Source organism: Micromonospora sp. MW-13, assembly GCF_003434305.1.
Lineage (GTDB): Bacteria > Actinomycetota > Actinomycetes > Mycobacteriales > Micromonosporaceae > Micromonospora.
In genome coordinates, this window is record NZ_QKKX01000009.1 from 722,415 (window position 1) to 741,591 (window position 19,177).

The following is a 19,177-nucleotide window of genomic DNA, read 5'->3' on the forward strand; positions in this document are numbered from 1 at the left end:
GATCAGTCAACAACGTCGGCGCGGTCGCGGCCCGGCGCGGGCCGGTGGGCCGCGGCGGCGCGGCCCCGGATCGGGGGAGAGCAGTGAGTGCAGCGACCGTGCGTCCCGGGGCGGGCAGCCGATGACCGGGGCCGCCCGCCGGGTGCGGGCCTTCGGCGGGCAGTTCCTGCTGCTGGGGGTGCTGGCCCTGGTGGCCGTCCTGCTGGTGACCGGGATCCCCCGCGTCGCCGACGGGCTCGCGCAGCAGGGCCTTCGGGAGTACATCGCCGGCCGCCCGGTCGCCGAGCGGGACCTGACCCTGAGCACCGCCGAGGAGCCGGTCGACCGGAGCCAGGGGCCGGTCAGCGCGGCGCGGGGCCGCGACCTCGACGCGTTCCAGGCGGGCATGCCGCCCCCGGTCCGGAATGCGGTGGACAGCCGCTGGTACGTGGCGGAGACCGCATTCGGCGGGCTGACCGGGCCGGACCTGGCGGCGAAGAACCTCTTCGTCGTGTCCCGGCTGCGCGCGATGCACGGCGTCGCGGAGGCGGCCACCCTGGTCGAGGGGCGCTGGCCGGCCGAGGCGGCCGGGCCGGGCCGGCCGGTCGAGGTCGCGCTGGCCGCCGACACGGCGCAGAAGGTGAACCTGCGCGCCGGCAGCCGCCTGGGCTGGGCCGGGGAGGGGACGGCGCCGCTGTCGCTGCTCGTGGTCGGCGTCTTCGAGCCGACCCGACCGGCGGACGGGATCTGGGACACGCTGCCGCCGGTCCTGCGGGTGACCGAACCGGCCGGCGACGGGGAGCCGTACGAGATGGTGGCGGTGACCGGCGACGCCGGCCTGGACGCGGTGGCCGCCACCGGCGGGCCGGTCCGGTTCTCCTGGCGGTACCGGCTGGCCGGGGACGGCATGGACGTCGCCGACCTGCGCGGCGTCATCGACGGCGTGCGGCTGCTGGTCCGCGAGCCCCCGGCGGGGCTGAACGTCACCCAGGCGGTGGACGTCCCGTTGCAGCAGTTCCTCGACGCGCTCTCCGCCGCGCGGACGCTGCTCGCGGTGATCGCCGCCGGGGTGCTCGCCACCCTGGCCGGGCTGATCGGGCTCGCCGCCCGGCTCGCGGCCCGCCGCCGGGAGACCGAGTTCGCCCTGCTGGTCGCCCGGGGCGGCGCACCGACCAGCGGCGCGCTGCGCAGCCTGGCCGAGTCGCTGCTGGTCGTCCCGCCGGCTGCGGCGCTGGGCTGGCTGCTCGGCCGGCTGCTGCCCGGCTCCGGCGGTGGGACGGGTTGGCTGGTCCTGGCCACGGCGACCCTGGCCACCCTGGCCCTGCCGCTGGCCGCGCTGGCCGTCTCGGCCGTCCCGGGCGGCCGGCGCGACCTGGTTTCCGCCCGCCCCGGTGTCCGCCGGCTCACCGTGGAACTGCTGGTAGTGGCGCTGGCCGTGCTGGCCGTCGTGCTGCTGCGACGCCGGGGCCTGACCCCGGGGTCGGTCGATCCGCTGCTCACCTCGGTCCCGGTGCTGCTGGCCGTCGCGGCGGCGGTGCTCGCGCTGCGGCTCTACCCCTGGCCGCTGCGGCTGCTGAGCCGGGTCGCCGCCCGGCTGCGGGGCAGCGTGACGTTCCTCGGCGCCGCCCAGGCGAGCCGGTCGGCCGCCACCGCCCCGGTGGTCGTCGTGGTGGTGGCGATCGCGACGGCGGCGTTCTGCGCCGTCGTGGCCACCGGGATCGAGGCCGGCCGGGACCGGACGGCGACGCTGGCCGTGCCGGCGTCCGCGCTGGTCGACGGCGAGCGGCTCGCCCCCGACACCGGCGCCGCCCTCCGGGAGCTGCCCGGCGTCCGGCGGGCCACCCCGATCGTGCGGGACACCGCGCTGCGGATCGCCGACCCGCGCGGCGCCGACGCGGGCCTCGCCGCCGTCTCCGTGCTGCTGGTCGACGGGCCAGGGCTCGCCGAGGCGGCCCGGGACGCCGGGCTGGCGGTCTCGGTGCCGCCGCTGCTGCGGGGCGACCCCGCACCCGGGCCGGCGCCCGCGCTGGTCTCCCCGGCGCTCGCCGCGGACCTGGCCCGCAGGGGCCTCGACTCCTCGGCCCTGGTGTCCGTGCAGGGACGCGGCTACCCGTTCCGGGTGGCCGGCACGGCGGAGGACTTCCCGCTCGTCCCGCCCGCCACCGACCGGTTCGTGGTGCTGCCCTGGCAGGCGCTGCCCGCCCCGGGCCCGACCGGCCCGGTGCCGACGGCGTTCCTGGTCGCCGGCGACGGGTTCGACGTGCAGGCGCTGCGGCAGGCGGGCGACGAGGGGCAGCGCCGCTACCAGACCGGCGGCGCAGTCGTCGCGGGGGAGCGACCGCGCGGCGCCGAGGTGACGACCTGGCGGGACGCCCGCGACTCGCTCGGCGGGGGCGGCGCGAACGGCCTGCTGGTCTTCGGTTTCGCCGCCGGCGCGGCCGGCGGGGCCGTCCTCGGCCTGCTGGCGATCGCCTTCGCGGTGCTCGCCGGGGCGCGGGCCCGGGGTCAGGTGCTGTCCCGGCTGCGCACCCTCGGCCTGTCCCGTCGCCAGTGGCGCGCGCTGCTGCTGGTCGAGCTGACGCCGCTGGTCGCCGTCGCGCTGCTCACCGGCGCGGTGACGGGCGCGCTGCTGCCCCTGCTGCTCACCCCGGCGCTCGGATTGGCCGCGTTCACCGGGGGCGCGCCGGTCCGGGTCGCGTTCTCGCCCGGGCTGGTCGGTGCCGTGCTCGTGGTCGGCGCGGTGGCGCTGGCCCTCGCGGTGACCGTGGAGACGCTGAACAACCGCCGGCTGCGCCTCGGTGAGGTGCTGCGGCTCGGAGAGGAGAGCTGAGATGACAGCCACCGTGGAGGCGTCCGCCGTACCGGACCTGGCCGCCCTGCAACAGCGGGCCGCGCAGCGCGCGGCCGAGCGGGCCGGCGGGCAGGACCGGCTGCGCGGGCACATCGTCTGCGACGGCCTGGTGCGGATCTTCAAGAGCGACGGCGTCGAGGTGGTCGCGTTGCAGGGCCTCGACCTGGTCATCGACCGGGGCGAGTTGGTCGCGATCGTCGGGGCGTCGGGGTCGGGCAAGTCGACCCTGCTGAACATCCTGTCCGGGCTGGACACCCCGACCGCCGGCATCGCCCGGGTCGCCGAGTACGACCTGCTCGCCCTCTCCGCCCGCCGCCGGCTCAGCTACCGCCGGGAGATGGCCGGCTTCGTCTGGCAGCAGACCGGGCGCAACCTGCTGCCGTACCTGACCGCCCTGGAGAACGTCGACCTGCCGATGAAGCTGGCCGGGCGGCGCGGGCGGCGGGTCCGCCGGGACCGGGCCCGGGAGCTGCTGGACCTGGTCGGCGTGGGCCACCTCGCCGACCGGCGGCCGGGGCAGCTCAGCGGCGGGGAACAGCAGCGTTGCGCGATCGCGGTGGCGGTGGCCAACGACCCGGAGGTGCTCTTCGCCGACGAGCCGACCGGCGAGCTGGACGAGGCCACCGGCGCCGAGGTCTTCGCCGCGTTGCGGCAGATCAACGCGGAGCTGGGGGTGACGGTGGTGGTGGTGACCCACGACCAGGCCGTGGCCACCCAGGTCCGCCGGACCGTCGCGATCCGCGACGGCCGGACCTCCTCCGAGGTACGCCGCACCGCCCGGATCGGCGCGGACGGCGCCACCGAGCTGGTCAGCGAGGAGTACGCGGTGCTCGACCGCACGGGCCGGATGCAACTCCCGGCGTCCTTCGTGGACGCGCTGGCCCTGCGCGACCGGGTACGACTCAACCTGGAACCCGACCACGTCGAGGTGCGGCCGGGCGACCGGACCGAAGCCGAACGGAGTGACGCATGACCGAGCAGCCGTTCCCACGCCCGACGGCCGCCACCACCGAGGAGGTGGTGCGGGTCTCCGGGTTGAGCCGTACCTTCGGCCGGGGTGAGCGCGCCGTGCACGCCGTCCGGGACGTCTCGTTCACCGCGGGCAAGGGTGAGCTGGTCGCCGTACGGGGGCGGTCGGGCGCCGGCAAGACCACCCTGCTGAACCTGGTCGGCGGCCTGGACCGGCCGGACTCCGGGCAGGTCCGGGTGGCCGGGCACGACCTCGGCGCGGCCGGCGAGCGGGAGCTGCTGCGGTTGCGCCGGGGCACCGTCGGCTTCGTCTTCCAGACCTTCGGGCTGATCCCGATCCTCTCCGCCGCCGAGAACGTCGGGGTGCCGCTGCGGCTGGCGAAGGTGCCCGCCGCCGAGCGGGAGGAGCGGGTGTCGGTGCTGCTGGAGCTGGTCGGGCTGGGCGGGCACGCCGCGCAGCGGCCGTACGAGCTCTCCGGCGGGCAGCAGCAGCGGGTGGCACTGGCGCGGGCCCTGGCCAACGAGCCGGACCTGCTGATCGCCGACGAGCCCACCGGCCAGCTCGACTCGGAGACCGGCCGGTCGATCATGGACCTGCTCCGGGCGGTGGTCCACGCGCGCGGGATGACCGCGCTGGTCGCCACGCACGACCCGGCCCTCATCGAGCTGGCCGACCGCACCCTGACCCTCCGCGACGGCCACCTCCTCCCCACCTAACCCACCCCACCCCCGCCCCGTCACCCTCACCCCACCCCCCGCCCCGTCGATCATGGACTTGTGGTGCCCCGTGAAAGGGGTGCGACGGCGTATACCGGGCACCACGACTCCATGATCGGCGCGCGTGAGGGGAGGGGGGAGGGGGAGAAGGGGGAGGGGGCGTCAGAGGGTGAGCTTCATGCCCTCGTGGCTGGCGGTGAAGCCGAGGCCCCGGTAGAAGCGGTGCGCGTCCGGGCGGCTCTTGTCCGTGGTGAGCTGCACCAGCGCGCAGCCACGCCGCTCGGCCTGGTCGATCGCCCAGCGCATCATCTCCCGCCCCAGCCCCTGCCCGCGGCGGTCCGAGCGCACCCGCACCGCCTCGATGAGCGACCGCTCGGCCCCGTGCCGGCCGAGCCCGGGGATGTAGGTGATCTGCATGCAGCCCACCAGCACCCCGTCCTCGTCGGCCACCACGAGGTGGTTGCGGGGGTCGGCGGAGATGTCCGCGAACGCCCTCTCGTACGCCTCGTCGACCTCGGTGAAGTCGCGGGTCTTGCCCAGCATGTCGTCGGCCAGCAGGGCGATGACGGCCGGCAGGTCGGCCCGGACCGCCTCCCGGAGGATCAGGGTGCGCATGGCGTCAGCCTGGCACAGCGACCCGGGGCGATGCCCCGGCGACCGGGTTTGCCGGCAGGGGGCAGCATGATGCGGCATGGACGTCCTGCTGCTGCCGTTCCGCTGGGTCTACCGGGGGCTGGTCTGGTTCGCCAACTCGCCCCGGACGCTGATCGCGTCGTACCTGTTGATGATCATGGTGGCCGGGGTCATCTACAGCCACGTGGAGCACAAGAGCGCCACCGACTCGGTGTGGTGGGCGGTGGTGACCGCCTCCACCGTCGGGTACGGCGACATCTCGCCGACCACCGGCGCGGGGCGCGCCCTCGCGGCGCTGCTCATCTCGACCATGGTGCTGCTGGTCATCCCGCTGATCACCGCGCACTTCGCCAGCCAGTTGATCGTGGACGACGACGCCTTCGAGCACGCCGAGCAGGAGGAGCTGAAGGCCGACGTGCGGCGGATGCGGGCGCTGCTGGAGGAGTTGGCGGCCCGGCACGGGATCGTCCTGCCGGCCGAGCCGGCCCCCTCACCCGCCCCGCCGGGGGCGGCCGGAAGGCGCGGCCGGGGCCGCCGCCTCGGGTGAGCCGTCAGCGGGCCGGGCAGCGCAGCCCCTCCCCGGGCACCGTCAGCGAGATCAGGTACGCGTCCACCGCGTCCGTCACGCAGCGCGTCTGCGGGTACGCCGTGTGCCCCTCGCCCTCCCAGGTCAGCACCCGGCCCACGCCCAGCATCGAGGCCAGCTTCGCGGTCTGCTCGTACGGGGTCGCCGGGTCCCCGGTCGTGCCCACCACCACGATGGGCGGGGCGCCGACGGCCTTGCCGGTCGGGTACGGGTCCCGCCCGCCGGGCCACTCGACGCAGCCGAGCATGCCCACGGCCAGCGCCGGGCCGAACAGCGGGTACTTCTCCCGCCACTGTGACTGGAGCTGACGGACCCGTTGCAGGGTCGGCTTCTCCGACTCGTCGGTGCAGTTGACCGCGAGGTTGGCGTCGAACAGGTTCGAGTACCGCCCGTCGTCCTCCCGCCCGGCGTACGCGTCGGCGAGGCGGAACACCTCGGCCGGGTCGCCGCCGTCGAGCCGGTCGATCGCCTGGGCCAGCTCCTGCCAGCCCGACTCCGTGTAGAGGGAGGAGATGACCGCGTAGAAGACCCAGCCGGAGGTGGCCTCCCGGCCGTCCGCCGCCTTCACCGGGGAGACCTTGGCCTTGTCGATCGCCGAGGTCACCGCGGCCCGGGCGTCCGGGGCGAGCGGGCAGCGCCCGGTGTTGGCCGCGCACCACCGGGTGAAGTTGTCGAACGCCCGCTCGAAGCCCTTCGCCTGGCTCTCCGAGCCGGCCACCAGGTCCTGCGTCGGGTCGACCGCGCCGTCGAGCACCAGGGCCCGGACCCGCTGCGGGTAGAGCTGGGCGTACGTCGCCCCGAGCAGGGTGCCGTAGGAGTAGCCGAGGTAGGTCAGCTTCTCGTCGCCGACCGCCGCGCGCACCGCGTCCATGTCCCGGGCGGCCTGCTCGGTGCCGTAGAGCGGGAGCTGGTCGCCGTACCTGTCGCCGCAGCCGCGCCCGATCCGCTGGTTCAGCGCGACGAACCCGTCGAAGGACGCCGGGGACTCCGGGTCCGGGTCGTAGCCGAAGCTGGCGTCCAGGTCGGCGTCGGGGATGCACTTGACCGGGCTGGACCGGGCCACCCCGCGCGGGTCGAACCCGACGATGTCGAACCGCTCGGTGACCGACGGGGGCAGCCCTCCGAACGTCGGGCCGAACGACAGGTAGACGGCCGTGTCCACCCCGGAGCCGCCGGGGCCGCCGGGGTTGATCACGAGCGAGCCGATCCGGCCCCGCTGCTTCGTCGACCGGGCCCTCAGCAGGGCGATCTCGAAGGTCTCCCCGCTGCCCGGGCCGGCCGTGGCACCGGTGCCGGAGCCCCAGTTGCGGGGCACCGAGATCCGCGCGCAGTCGTACCGCATGTCCGGGGCGCCCCGGCCCACCAGCTCGTCGGCCACCTCGGGACAGGCCCGCCAGGTCGGCGCGGCGCCCGGCGGTGCGGCAGCGCCCTCGGACTCGGTGCGCGGCGCGAACGCCGGCATCGTGCAGCCGGCGGCGACCACCGCCGCCGAGACGAGCCCGGCGAGGGTCAGCCGGACCCGGCGGATCCGGTCGGGAAAGCGGGTCACCGGCGCGCCTCTCGTGGTCGGGTCGACGGCTCAGGCTACGCCCGGCCCCGGAGCGGCCTCGGCGGTCGCCGCCGGATCGCCGCGCAGGACCTGGTCGACGTCGTACCGGATCGGGCGGTCGAGCTGGTCGTAGCCGCAGGACCGGGGGTCGCGGTCGGGCCGCCAGCGGACGAATCGCGCGGTGTGCCGGAGCCGATCGCCCTCCATCGCGTCGTAGCCCACCTCGACCACCAGTTCCGGGCGCAGCGGCTCCCACTCCAGGTTCTTCGTCCCGGTCCACCGGCTCACCCCGCCGGGGATGCGCTGGCCGCGCTCGTGGTCGCCGTGCGCCCAGGGATGCTCGTCGCCGACGTCCCGGTACGGGGCCAGCTCGTCCAGCAACTCCTTGCGGCGGGCGGCCGTGAACGAGGAGCTGACGCCGATGTGGTGCAGGACGCCGGCCTCGTCGTAGAGGCCGAGCAGCAGCGAGCCGACCACCGGCCCGGTCTTGTGCCAGCGGAAGCCGGCCACCACCACGTCGGCCGTGCGGGCATGCTTGACCTTGAACATCAGCCGCTTGCCGGGCTCGTACGGCAGGTCGGCCGGTTTGACGATGAGCCCGTCGAGCCCGGCGCCCTCGAACACGTCGAACCAGCGGCGGGCCGTCTCCGGGTCCGTGGTGACCTGGGTGACGTGCACCGGCGGGCGGACCCCGGCCAGGGCCCGCTCCAGCCGGGCCCTGCGGCGCGGGTACGGCTGGTCGGTCAGCAGCTCGTCGTCGAGGGCGAGCAGGTCGAACGCGACGAAGTCGGCCGGGGTGGTCTCGGCCAGCAGCTTCACCCGGGACGCGGCGGGATGGATGCGCTGGGCGAGCAGCTCGAAGTCGAGCCGGGGCTGGCCGCCGGGGCCGTCGCGGCGGATCACGATCAGCTCGCCGTCGACGGCGCAGCGCTCCGGGAGCTGCCGCAGCGCCTGCTCGACCACCTCGGGGAAGTAGCGGGTCATCGTCTTGCCGCCCCGGCTGGCCAGCTCCACCTCGTCGCCGTCGCGGAACACGATGCAGCGGAAACCGTCCCACTTCGGCTCGTACGTCATGCCGGGGTCGGTGGGCAGTCGCGGCACGGCCTTGGCCAGCATCGGCTCGACCGGCGGGTTGATCGGCAGGTCCACGGCGTCAGTCAACCAGACGGCACCGACAGTCGTGAGGCAGATCACCGGGGGTGGCGGGGCGACCTGTCCCGTTCCGTCCCGCTCCTCCCTCGGGACCGGATGGTGTTTCCGCAGCTCAGAGCTAACTTCGCCGGATGCGGGAGTGGGAATGCGGGTGCTGCGGGCGCTGGCGGGTCAGCGTCGAGCTGATCCGCGGCCGGTACCGCTACCGCCTGGTGCGCCGCTACCCGGCCCGCTTCGGCGGCGGCAAGGACGTGCTCGGCGAGGTCGGCACGGTCGCCGAGCTGGACGACCTGCTGCGCCGCCGCACCCCGCTCACCCTCGCCGACCTGCACGAGACCGAACCGGCCTGACCCGCCCCGCCCCGCCCCGCCCCGTCTCGACGTCGGCCGGGCCGTGCTGTCCGGTCACGATTGCGTGCGCCGGCTCGTCATCGTGGCGGCGGCCCCCGTGGCGGCGGCGTACCGCGTCGCCGGAACACGCCGATCCGGGGAAGCCGCGCGGCGCGTCGTCGGCGCGCCGGGCCGCCGGGCGGGCCGCCGACGGGGATCGTCGAGCGACAGGATTCGACGACAGGGGAGGGACCGTGCGCTTCGCAGCAGTCACCGAGATCGACGCCGACGCCGAGCGGGTCTGGCGGGTGCAGTCCGACATCGACCGGTGGTCGGAGTGGACCGCCTCGGTGTCCCGCGCCCGGCGGCTGGAACCGGGGCCGTTGACGGTCGGCTCGACCGCGCGGCTGGAGCAGCCGCGGCTGCCTCCCGCCGTGTGGCGGGTCGTCGAGGTCGAGGCACCGTACCGCTTCGCCTGGGTGTCGACCGCCCCGGGCGTCCGCAGCCGGGGCGACCACCGGATCGTCCCGCTGCCGGACGGCCGGGTCCGGGTCGAGCTGACGCTGGAGCAGTCGGGCCCGCTCGCCGCACCCGTCGGTTGGCTCTACGGCGGGCTGACCCGCCGGTACCTCCGGCTGGAGGCCGACGGCCTCAGGCGCCGCTGCGAGCGGCATTGACCAGCCGCTTCTCCAGCACGGCGAGGGGGATGCCGTTGGCGTCCGGCCGGTTGCCGACGATCTCGTAGCCGTGCCGCCGGTACAGCCGCAGGCTCCGTTCGCTGGCGGCCCCGGTGAACAGCGCGAAGCGGGACACCCGGTCGGCGCAGGCCGCCTCCACCGCGCGCAGCAGCCGGGCCCCGATCCCCCGGCCCTGCTGGTCCGGGGCCACGGCCAGCCGGCCGACGTGGGCGGTGTCTTCGGCGACCCGCGCCCGGATCGAGCCGACCAGCCGGTGCCCGGCCCGGGCGACCAGCACCGTCTCCGGGCCGGCCAGCGCGGCCAGGATCTCGTCGAGCGTCTCGGTGAGCGGCGGCAGCAACGGGTCGGCGTAGTGCTGGGCCTCGGTCACGTAGGCGGCCCGCTGCACGGTGAGGATCTCGCCGGCGTCGGCGGGGGTGGCCGGGGTGATCAGTGGTGGCGTGGTCACGACCCCAGCCCACCACACCGCCGGCGCCCGGCGCGCAGCGCCGTACCCTGGCGGTGTCGCAGACCCGGGGAGAGGCGGCGATCGTGCCCGAGCTGACCTACCCGCACGTCGGGGCCACCGACGCCGGCGAGCTGCCCGCGGGCTGGCGGCACGTCCGGCACCGGGTGCGGCTGCCGGACGGCTGCTTCGCCACGGCCGGCACGGCGGTGCTCGGCTGGCGGCTGCACCGGACCGCCGGGATCCGGATCGACGCCGACGCGCCCCGGGCCGCGCCCGGGGTCACCGTCGTCTCCCGGCTGGGCGTCGGCCCGCTGCGGCTGGCCGCGCCGTGCGCGGTGGTCTGGGCCGCCGACGACGCCCGCCGGGCCGGCTTCGGGTACGGCACCCTGCCCGGCCACCCCGCGCGGGGCGAGGAGGCGTTCGTGGTGAGCCGGGACGACACCGGCGCGGTCTGGTTCGAGGTGCGCGCGTTCAGCCGGCCGGACCGCTGGTTCATGCGCGCGGCCGGGCCGGCGGCCCGGGCCTTCCAGCGCGGGTACGCCTGGTGGCTCGGCCGGACCCTGCGCCGGCTCTGCGCCCGGCCCTGACCCGGACGCGCCACCCGCCCGACCCTGCGCCCGGCGTCAGTACCGGGCGAAGGAGCGGATCGGCATCCTCGGCCCGTATCGCGGGGCGTGCACGCCCTCGGCGGCGAGCAGCAGGCAGACCCGGCCGCGGTGGCCCCGGAACGGCTCCAGCAGCGCCAGCATCCGGGCGTCGTCGCCGCGCGGCTCCCCGGCCAGGGCCCAGGCCACCGTGTTCGGCACGTGGTAGTCGCCGACACTGACCGCGTCCGGGTCCCCGTACGCGATCCGCACCACCTCGGCGGCGGTCCACGGGCCGATCCCCCGGATCGCGGTGAGCCGGCGGGTGGCCTCGGCGGAGTCGGCGCAGCGTTCCAGCCGGTCAGCCTCGGCGGCGGCCCGGCGCAGCGTGTCGGCCCGCTTCTGCTCCACCCCGAACGGGTGGAAGACCCAGTACGGCGCGGCGGCCACCGCCGCCGGCTCGGGCGGCAGCAGCAGCGGCTGCAACGGCCCAGGCGCCGGCTCCCCGAAGTGGCGCACGGTCGCCGCGTACGACCGGTACGCCTCCGTGCCGGTGACCTTCTGCTCCAGGATCGCCCGCAGCACGCGCGGGAAGAGCTGGCCGGTGGCCGGCATCCGCAGCCCGACGTGCCGCGCGGCCAGCCGGGCCACCAGCGGGTGCGCGCCGGCCAGCTCGGCGAAGCCGGTGCGGTCGTCGCGCAGCCCGGCGACCGCCTCGGCCCGCTGGACCGCCCAGTCGGCGCCGGGGCCGTACCCCTCGGCGAGCAGGTCCCCGCCGCCGGCCGGGCGCAGCGCGAGGGTGGCCGGGCCGGCGGGGGTGCGGGTGGCCCACCAGAACGTGCCGGCGGCGATCCGGGCGCACGGGTCGTACGTGCTGAACGTGAGCGACCGGACCGAGGCGGCCAGCCGGTAGCCGGCCGGCGGGCGCAGCGTCCGGCGGGCGGCGGGTTCGGTCACCCCGACACTCTGCCACGACCGTCCCCGGCGGGGACCGGCCACCGGGCCTCGGGGTCGGTACGGGTAGCCGGGGCCGCCCGCGTCCGAGCTGTCCTGGCTTCCGGCCTCCGGGTGTCCGATGACATCAGCCCGCCCCCCACGGGCATGGCCGCCCGATGGTACGGAGCCACCGCGTCAACGGATCAACGGCGGACGGAGAAGATCCCCGGCGGCGGCGGGGTGGAGTCGGTGGCGTCGGCGTCGCGCACCACGGCGGCCCCGCCGGCGAACCGGTCGAGTTCGTCGCCGGCCAGCACCCGGCCGGGGAACCAGTCCCCGGCCGCCCGGCGGGTCAGCTCCGGCACCGGCGGCTCGACCCGGCCCGCGACCAGCACCAGGTTGCCGTAGCGCCGGCCGCGTAGCACCGCCGCGTCGCCGATCAGGCAGGCCCGGGGCAGCACCGCGCGGACCGTGGCGACCTGGGCGCGGGCGTGCCGCAGCGGCGGGCCGTCGGCGATGTTGGCCAGGTACCAGCCGCCGGGGTGGAGCACCCGGGCCACCTCGGCCGCGTACTCCACGCTGGTCAGGTGCGCCGGGGTGCGGGCACCCGCGAAGACGTCCGCGACCACCACGTCGTAGCTGCCGTCCCGGGCGGACTCCAGGGTGGCCCGGGCGTCGGCGACCCGCACCTTCAGCCGGGGGTCCGCCGGCCAGGGCAGCTCCCGGCGGACCAGGCCGACCAGGGCGGCGTCCACCTCGGACACCCGCTGGGTCGAGCCGGGCCGGGTGGCCTGCGTGTACCGGGGCAGGGTCAGCGCGCCGCCGCCCAGGTGCAGCACCCGCAGCGGCGCGCCCGGCGGGGCGACCAGGTCGAGGGCGGCGGCCAGCCGCCGGACGTACTCGAACTCCAGGTGGGTGGGGTCGGCGAGGTCCACGTGCGACTGCGGGGCGCCGTCGAGCAGCAGGGTGAACGAGCGCGGCCGGTCCGCGTCCGGGACCAGCTCGGCCTCGCCGGTGTCCACCCGCGCCACGATCCGGTCCGTACCCCGGCGGCGGCCCATCAGTGGCGGGGACCGCGGCCCCGGGCCGCGGCGGTCAGCGCCCGGTGCAGCAGGCGGGCGTCGCCGAGCAGCGCCCGCAGGCGACGCTCCAAACCGGCGATCGGGATCAGGTTCTGCGGGGCCCGTGGGTCCTTGTACGGGGTGGACGCGAACCGGGGGAGGGTGACCAGCGACAGGTCGGCCAGCCCGATCGCCTCGGACTCGGCCAGCTCGGCCGAGCACTCGACCCGCACGATGCCGGCCCACGGCGCGCCGCCGGCCCCCGGCAGTCGCAGGTACCAGGAGTATCCGCCCCAGGCGGTGCCGAGCTTGAACACCGGGGACCGCTGGCCCGCCCGCAGCCCGGTCACCACGGCCGTCAGCCGGGCGTCGAGGTACTGGCTGTGCTGGGTCTTGACGTAGCCGAGCGCCCGGGGCAACTGCCGGCGGCTGCGCAGCGGGCCGTCGACCACCAGCAGGTCCCCGTCGACCCGGGCCGCCCCGGAGACCTCCACCTCCAGCGCGGTCAGCGGCCCCTGCACGGCCGCCTGGAGCTTGTTCAGCTCGCCGGTGCCGCCGACCCGGTGCACCGGGTAGCGCACCGTCCCGGCCCGCACCTCCCGGGCCGACGGGCTGGCCGTGAACAGCCCCCGCCGTACCTGCGTCCCGGCGAGCCGGGCCGCGCCCCGCTCCAGGTCGCAGCGGACCACCCCGGCCGCGTAGGAGGCGGCCACGCCGGGGAACGACGCCCCGTCGGCCTCGGCCGTCCAGACGCTGGCGTCGATCCGGCGCACCCCGTCGACCAGCAGCACCACGTCCGGTGCCCGCACCCCGGCCCGGACGTCGATCGCCCGCCAGTCCACCGCCGGCAGCTCCACCTCGGCGTCGACCTGCTGCCTGCTCGGCGTGGCCGGCCCGCCGGGGACCGCCTCGAAGGAGGCCCCGTAGCCCGGGTCCCAGACGTCGACGAACAGCTCCGGGGCCGCGACCTGCGGCGCCGGCCCGGCCGGCCCGGTCGGCCCCGTCACAGGCCGGTCCGTTCCACCCGGGCGGAGCGGGCGTCCTTGCGGACCTCGTACCGGACCGGGATGCGCTCGGCGAGGGCCGGCACGTGGGTGACCACCCCGACCATCCGGTCGCCCCGGGCGGCCAGGCTCTCCAGGGTGGCCGCCACCGTGTCCAGGGTGGCCGCGTCCAGGGTGCCGAATCCCTCGTCCAGGACGATCGACTCCAGGCTCGCCGCCGTGGTGGACATCCCGGCGAGCTGCTCCGACAGCGCCAGCGCCAACGCCAGCGACGCCTGGAACGTCTCCCCGCCGGACAGGGTGCGCACCCCGCGCCGCAGCCCCGCGTCGTGGTGGTCGACCACGAAGAACTCGCCCTTGTCGTGCACCAGGTCGTACTGGCCGCCGGACAGCTCGCGCAGGATCCCCGACGCGCCGTCGACCAGCAGGTCGAGCGCCTCGGCCAGCAGCCAGCGCTCGAAGTTGTTGGCCCGCAGGTGTCCCGCGAGGGCCCGGGCCACCCGGGCCTGCTGCTCGTGGCCGGCCCGCTGCTCGCGCAGCCCGGCGGCCTGCTCGCGGCGCTCCACCAGCCGCCGGTGGGCCGCCTCGGCGCGCTCCACCGCGACGGTGGCCGCCCGCACCGGGTCGTCCCCGGCGGTCAGCCCGGCGGCGGCGAAGACCTCGCCGATCCGCTCCTCCACGGCCGCCTCGGCGGCCTCCGCCGCGGCGACCGCCGCGGCCAGCCCCACCCGGTCCGTCCGCCGCCGGAGCGCCTCCGCGTCGGCCCACCCGGTCAGCGTCGCCCAGGCCGTGGCAACGTCGTCGCGGTCGGCGGCCGGCGGGCCGAACCGGGCCAACCCGTCCCGGGTCCCGTCGAACTCCCGCCACGCGGCGCGCAGCCGCTCCTCGGCGGCGTCCAGCGCGGCCCGGGCCCGCCGGGCGGCCTCCCGGCCGGCCCGCACCCCGCCCGCCGCCTCGTCCAGCTCCCGGCGCAGCCGGGCGTGCTCGGCCAGGTCGTGCCGCAGCGCCTCGGGGGCGGCGGCACCGGCGAGCTGGTCGTCCAGCTCCGCCAGCCGGCCCCGGAGCTGGTCGTGCTGGGCCCGGGCGCGTAGCAGCACCCGCTCCAGGTCGCGGGCCGCCACGTCGCGCTCCTGCACCGCCCGCTGCGCCTCCTGGGTCGCCGCCCGGGCCGCCTTCCCGGCGGCGGTGGCCCTGGCCACCGCCGAGCCGGCCGGCACCGCCGGCACCCGGGGCACCACCTGCTCGCAGACCGGGCAGGCCGCCCCGTCGACCAGGTGCGCCCGCAGCGCCACCGCCTGGTCGGTGGCCTTCGCCTCCTCGTGTGCCCGGAACGCCGCCTCCAGGTCGGCCTCGGCCCGCCCGACCGCCGCCCGCGCCGCGGCCAGCGCGGCCACCGCCGTGTCGTGCTCGCCCTGCGCCGCGGTCACCGCCGTGGCCACCGACCCGGCCTCGCCGGCCAGCCGGTCCCGATCGGCGTGCGCCCTGAGCAGCAGCCGCAGCGCGCTCTCGTCGCCCGCGCCGGCCAGCTCCCCGCGCAGCTTCTCCTCGCGCTCCTCGGCCAGCGCCACCCCGGCCGCCGCCTCGTCGGCGCCAACCCGCGCGGCGGCCACCGCCCGGGCCACCTCGGCCACCCCGTCGGGTGCCCGCACCGCGCCGAGCCCGGCCAGCTCGGCGTCGAGGGCGGCCAGCGCCGCGTGCGCGTCCCGCGCCGCCGCCCGGGCCCGCTCCCGTTCCGGTACGGCCGCCGCGACCGCCCCGGCCAGTTCCTGCGCCCGGCCGACCTGGGCCTGCGCGTCGGCCAGCGCCGCGTCGTCGACGTCGGCGAGCCCGCCGAGCATCCGGTCGACCGCCTCCAGCCTCGCCTCGGCCTGACCGGCCCGCTCGGTGGCCCGCTTCTGCACGTCCTCGTAGACGCCGAGGCCGAGGAGGTTGACCAGGATCTGCTGCCGGGTCGCCGGCCGGGCGTGCAGGAAGTCGGCGAACTGCCCCTGCGGCAGCACCACGCAGCTCGTGAACTGCTCGTACGGCAGCCCGACCGCCTCCAGCACCGCCCGATCCATCTCGGCCGGGGTGCCGGCCACCACCTCGCCGAGGTCCTCCGGGCTGAGCCCGGTGTCCAGCTTGGTCACGTCGAACCCGGCCGGCATGAGCTGCAACCCGGCGTTGGCCGTCTTGACGTTGCCCCGGCCGTCCCGGCGGACCACCCGGGTCGCCACGTAGCGGTCCCCGGCCGACTCGAAGACCAGCCGGACCCGGGCCTCGGTGGCGGACGGGGCGAGCGCGTTCGCCAGCCCCCGCGTCCCGCCCCAGCGGGGCACCGTGCCGTACAGGGCGAAGCAGATGGCGTCCAGCACCGTCGACTTGCCGGAGCCCGTCGGCCCGACCAGGGCGAAGAAGTCGGCGTCGGTGAAGTCCACGGTGGTCTCGTCGCGGAAGACGGTGAAGCCCGCCATGTCCAGCCGCATCGGGCGCATCAGCGGTCCACCTCCTCGAACAGCTCGTCGAACAGCTCCCGGACGCCGGAGTCGGCGTGCCCCCGGCTGTCCAGGTAGTCGGCGAACAGCTCGCGGGGCGACCGGCCGGCCCGCTGGGCGGTGCGCGTCCCGCTGCCGGGGACCGGCACCAGCTCCGGGTCGATCCGGATCTCCAGGGCCCGGGGCAGCAGCTCCTGCACCTCCTCGCGCAGCCCGGCCCGGGGCTGCTCCCGGACGAACACCCGCAGCCAGCCCTCCGGCGGGGTGACCTCGGCGAGCTGGGCCAGGGTGCCCCGCACCGTGCGCAGCGGCACGGCCGCCGGGACCGGCACCTCCCGGATGCGCGCCGCGCTCGTCGCCGTCACCTCGACGATGGTGACCGACGGGACGTTCTCCTGCTCGCCGAAGTCCACGGCGAGTGGGCTGCCGCTGTACCGGATCGGGCAGGGGCCGGACACCCGCTGCGAGCGGTGCAGGTGGCCCAGCGCCACGTAGTGCGCGGTGCCCGGGAACACCGTCGCCGGGACGGCGTACCCGAGGACGGTGTGCGCGTCGCGCTCGCCGCCGCCGGTGGCCGCCCCGACCACGGTGAGGTGGGCGGTGACCAGGTGCACCCGGTCCGGCTCGGTGAAGCCCTCGGTCAGCCGGCCGAGCACCCGGCCGAGGTGGTCGGCGTACGTCTGGGTGGCCTCGGCGGCGGTCAGCTCGTACATCTCCACGGCGCGGACGGCGTACCGCTGGGACAGGAACGGCAGCGCGGCCACCCGCCACCGCTCCCCGCCGGCGGTGACCCCGTCGATCACGTGCTCGTCCGGGTTCTCCCGGACCCCGCCGCGCAGGGTGATGCCGGCCGCCTCGGCCCACGGCCGCAGCGCGTCGAGGGCTTGGCCGTTGTCGTGGTTGCCGCCGATGGCCAGCACGTCCGCGCCGGTGCGGCGCAGCGCGGTCAGCGCCCGGGTGACCAGCCGGGTCGCCTCCGGGGTGGGCGCGGCCGTGTCGTAGAGGTCGCCCGCGACGATGACCAGGTCCGGCTGCTCCTGCCGGGCGACGTCGATCACCCCGGCGAGGACCTGCTTGTGCTCCTCGGCCCGGGACTGCCCCTTGAGCACCTTGCCGACGTGCCAGTCCGAGGTGTGCAGGATCTTCACCGTGCGGGCCCTTCGTTCGCGACTGCGGGACTTCCTCGCTTCGCTCGGGCGTTCCTCGCGCTCACGGGTCTCTCGCCCCCTCAGAACGGGATGTCGTCGTCGCTCGTGCCGCCGCCCGAGCCGACCACCACGAACGGGTCGGCCGCCCCGGTGATCGACCGTAGCGTCTCCGAGGGCGCCCGGCCGGCCTCGGAGACCCGGGTGGCCCAGGCCGGGAACGGGAACTCCAGGCAGAGCGGCACCGGGATGTCGGGCTGGTTGACGAACATGGTGCCCGGCTTGGCCAGCAGCGCCCGCTGCCGCTGGGCGGGCGGGAGGAAACCGTACTCCGGGCGGGACGCCTCGGCCGGGTCGAGCCGGCCGACCACCCGGATCGCCGAGTTGGTGACGATCCGCCGTTCCACCTCGCTCGCCGTCTGCTGGGCGCCGACCAGGATCACCCCGAGCGAGCGGCCCCGCTCGGCGATGTCGAGCAGCACCTCCTTGATCGGCGAGGAGCCCTCCCGGGGGGCGTACTTGTTCAGCTCGTCGAGGACGACGAAGAGCAGCGGCTTGGCCGTGCCGGCCTTCTCCTTGCGCTCGAACTCGCTCTTGAGCGTCACGCCGACCACGAAACGCTGCGCCCGGTCGGGCAGGTTGTGCAGGTCGACGACGGTGACCTGGGCGCTCTCGGCGGTGTTGATCGAGTGCGGGCGGCGGGTGGCCAGGTCGCCCCGGATCAGCCGGCCCAGGTCCTTCTTGCTGCCGATCAGCCGCCGGGCGAACGCGTTGACCGTGCCCAGGCCGACCGCGCTGCCCGCCCAGTCGCCCCGGGTCTCGTCGTCGTTGAGCTGCTCCACGATGTGGTCGACCAGATCCGTGTACGAGCCGAGCCGGACCCCGTCGACGCTCACCCCGCCGTCGGCGGGCTGGGCGTAGCGGGCCAGGTGGGCGGCGACCGAGTGGACCACCATCGTGTACTGCTGGCGTTCGTCGTCGGCGTCGGCGAAGACGTACGGCAAAAGGCGGTCGGCGCAGAACTCGCTCAGCGTCCAGTAGAAACTGTCCACCCCGGTCAGTCGGCTGCTCACGTCCGGCGTTCCGGAGGAGTCGCCGACCCGGGGCGGGGCGTACACCCGCACGTCGGGGAAGGCGCCGGCGTCCAGCCCGAGCTTCGCGTAGCCGGCCCGGGTGGCGTCGTCGAGACGGGTGTTGGGGTGGTCGAGGAACAGCAGGTCCTCGCCCTTGACGTTGAAGATCAGCGCCTTGGCGTTGACCGCGTCCCCACCGAGCACCCCGGAGCGGAAGACCGAGTAGAGCAGGAAGGTGGCGAAGCTGGTCTTGGTGGCCACCCCGGAGATGCCGGAGATGGAGACGTGCGCGCCCCGGCTGCCGTCGAGGAAGTCGGCGTTGAGGTAGACCGGCACTCCGTCGCGGCCCATCCCCATCGGGACCCGCCGCTCCATCCGGTCGAAGTGCAGCGCCCGGGCCCGGGCGTCGCCCTCGGCCCGGTGCACCACCGCGCCCGGGGTCGGCGGGACGTAGAGCTCCGGGTCGACCCGGGTGGTGGTGATCTCGGCCGCTTCCTGCACCATCGCCGGCAGGGTGCCGTCGGCGATGGCGAAGACGTCCGAGTCGAACTGGGCGCCCTCGTGCCGGGCCCGTACCTGGGTCACCACCCCGGCGATGGTCACCGGCTCCCGGTCGGGCAGCTCCCGGCGGGTCACCACCACGTCGTCGAGCTGGAGGTAGCTGCCGGGGGCCACGGCCGTCCAGAACGTCAGCGGGGTGGCGTCGGCGGTGCCGAGCACCCGGCCGACCCCCTCGCCGGGGCCGTCGAACTGGTCGTCGGTCATCCACGGGCTCCGGTCAGCTGGTCTCGGTCACGGCACACGTGAGCATCCTGCCCGAGGGATGTGACACGTTGCCACGCGACGCGGCGGACGCCACCCGCCGGGCCGGAGCGCGGTCGCGCAGCGCGTCCGACCAAACACGCCCGGTTGCGAAAATCTTGGCCGGGGGGCGTGACAGGTGGGGGTGGGGCGGGGCGAGAATAGGCACGACACCCATCGACGATCTT

17 protein-coding genes are annotated in these 19,177 nt (G+C 76.3%); 7 read left to right on the forward strand and 10 right to left on the reverse strand.

Annotated elements, in window-relative coordinates; translation table 11 throughout:
• Positions 1 to 121: 121 nt before the first annotated feature.
• The 3 genes from C5N14_RS07350 to C5N14_RS07360 are packed head-to-tail and all read left to right on the forward strand — an operon-like array spanning position 122 to position 4,516.
• Positions 122 to 2,809, forward strand: coding sequence for an FtsX-like permease family protein (locus C5N14_RS07350; RefSeq protein ID WP_117666717.1), 2,688 nt, complete (start codon positions 122 to 124; stop codon positions 2,807 to 2,809).
• Between the two features lies 1 nt (position 2,810).
• Positions 2,811 to 3,803, forward strand: a complete 993-nt coding sequence (locus tag C5N14_RS07355; protein WP_117666719.1) for an ABC transporter ATP-binding protein — start codon at positions 2,811 to 2,813, stop codon at positions 3,801 to 3,803.
• Positions 3,800 to 4,516 (forward strand): ABC transporter ATP-binding protein, encoded by a 717-nt coding sequence (locus tag C5N14_RS07360; protein WP_117666721.1) that lies wholly within the window; start codon positions 3,800 to 3,802, stop codon positions 4,514 to 4,516. The genes C5N14_RS07355 and C5N14_RS07360 overlap by 4 nt, the downstream gene beginning before the upstream one ends.
• Before the next feature lie 162 nt (positions 4,517 to 4,678).
• Here C5N14_RS07360 and C5N14_RS07365 read toward each other — a convergent pair whose 3' ends face one another.
• Entirely contained in the window at positions 4,679 to 5,131 is a 453-nt protein-coding gene (locus tag C5N14_RS07365; RefSeq protein WP_117666723.1) for a GNAT family N-acetyltransferase, read from the reverse strand.
• Between the two features lie 76 nt (positions 5,132 to 5,207).
• Here C5N14_RS07365 and C5N14_RS33745 point away from each other — a divergent pair, with 76 nt between their 5' ends.
• Positions 5,208 to 5,696 (forward strand): potassium channel family protein, encoded by a 489-nt coding sequence (locus tag C5N14_RS33745; RefSeq protein ID WP_117666725.1) that lies wholly within the window; start codon positions 5,208 to 5,210, stop codon positions 5,694 to 5,696.
• Between the two features lie 4 nt (positions 5,697 to 5,700).
• Here C5N14_RS33745 and C5N14_RS07375 read toward each other — a convergent pair whose 3' ends face one another.
• Both C5N14_RS07375 and C5N14_RS07380 read right to left on the reverse strand, forming a co-directional pair.
• The gene (locus C5N14_RS07375) at positions 5,701 to 7,263 is read right to left on the reverse strand and encodes an alpha/beta hydrolase (protein ID WP_371685810.1); all 1,563 of its coding nucleotides are present in this window, start codon (positions 7,261 to 7,263) and stop codon (positions 5,701 to 5,703) included.
• 51 nt (positions 7,264 to 7,314) lie between these two features.
• Positions 7,315 to 8,433 (reverse strand): ATP-dependent DNA ligase, encoded by a 1,119-nt coding sequence (locus C5N14_RS07380; RefSeq protein WP_117666730.1) that lies wholly within the window; start codon positions 8,431 to 8,433, stop codon positions 7,315 to 7,317.
• A 134-nt stretch (positions 8,434 to 8,567) separates the two neighbouring features.
• Here C5N14_RS07380 and C5N14_RS07385 point away from each other — a divergent pair, with 134 nt between their 5' ends.
• A complete protein-coding gene (locus C5N14_RS07385) occupies positions 8,568 to 8,786 on the forward strand; it encodes a hypothetical protein (RefSeq protein WP_117666731.1) in 219 nt (72 codons plus the stop codon).
• A 233-nt stretch (positions 8,787 to 9,019) separates the two neighbouring features.
• Entirely contained in the window at positions 9,020 to 9,442 is a 423-nt protein-coding gene (locus C5N14_RS07390) for an SRPBCC family protein (RefSeq protein WP_117666733.1), read from the forward strand.
• On the opposite strand, the gene C5N14_RS07395 is transcribed toward C5N14_RS07390, so the two are convergent.
• Positions 9,417 to 9,911 carry a GNAT family N-acetyltransferase gene (locus tag C5N14_RS07395; protein ID WP_117666735.1) on the reverse strand — a complete coding sequence of 165 codons (495 nt, stop codon included), beginning with the start codon at positions 9,909 to 9,911 and terminating at the stop codon, positions 9,417 to 9,419. The genes C5N14_RS07390 and C5N14_RS07395 overlap by 26 nt on opposite strands.
• A 53-nt stretch (positions 9,912 to 9,964) precedes the next feature.
• On the opposite strand from C5N14_RS07395, the gene C5N14_RS07400 reads away from it, so the two are divergent.
• Positions 9,965 to 10,498, forward strand: coding sequence for a DUF1990 family protein (locus C5N14_RS07400; RefSeq protein WP_243639236.1), 534 nt, complete (start codon positions 9,965 to 9,967; stop codon positions 10,496 to 10,498).
• Positions 10,499 to 10,534: 36 nt separating this feature from the next.
• On the opposite strand, the gene C5N14_RS07405 is transcribed toward C5N14_RS07400, so the two are convergent.
• From C5N14_RS07405 to C5N14_RS07430, 6 genes are all read right to left on the reverse strand, one after another.
• A complete protein-coding gene (locus C5N14_RS07405; RefSeq protein ID WP_117666736.1) occupies positions 10,535 to 11,452 on the reverse strand; it encodes a DNA-3-methyladenine glycosylase in 918 nt (305 codons plus the stop codon).
• A gap of 182 nt (positions 11,453 to 11,634) precedes the next feature.
• A complete protein-coding gene (locus C5N14_RS07410) occupies positions 11,635 to 12,492 on the reverse strand; it encodes a spermidine synthase (RefSeq protein WP_117666738.1) in 858 nt (285 codons plus the stop codon).
• On the reverse strand, positions 12,492 to 13,445 hold the full coding sequence (locus C5N14_RS07415) for a hypothetical protein (RefSeq protein ID WP_117666997.1): 954 nt from the start codon (positions 13,443 to 13,445) through the stop codon (positions 12,492 to 12,494). Before C5N14_RS07415 ends, C5N14_RS07410 begins: the two co-directional genes overlap by 1 nt.
• 50 nt (positions 13,446 to 13,495) lie before the next feature.
• Positions 13,496 to 15,970 (reverse strand): AAA family ATPase, encoded by a 2,475-nt coding sequence (locus C5N14_RS07420; protein WP_117666740.1) that lies wholly within the window; start codon positions 15,968 to 15,970, stop codon positions 13,496 to 13,498.
• Positions 15,970 to 17,118: an exonuclease SbcCD subunit D gene (locus C5N14_RS07425; RefSeq protein ID WP_117666742.1), complete on the reverse strand. Its 1,149-nt coding sequence runs from the start codon at positions 17,116 to 17,118 to the stop codon at positions 15,970 to 15,972. Before C5N14_RS07425 ends, C5N14_RS07420 begins: the two co-directional genes overlap by 1 nt.
• A gap of 80 nt (positions 17,119 to 17,198) precedes the next feature.
• On the reverse strand, positions 17,199 to 18,953 hold the full coding sequence (locus C5N14_RS07430) for an ATP-binding protein (RefSeq protein WP_117666744.1): 1,755 nt from the start codon (positions 18,951 to 18,953) through the stop codon (positions 17,199 to 17,201).
• Between the last annotated feature and the right edge of the window lie 224 nt (positions 18,954 to 19,177).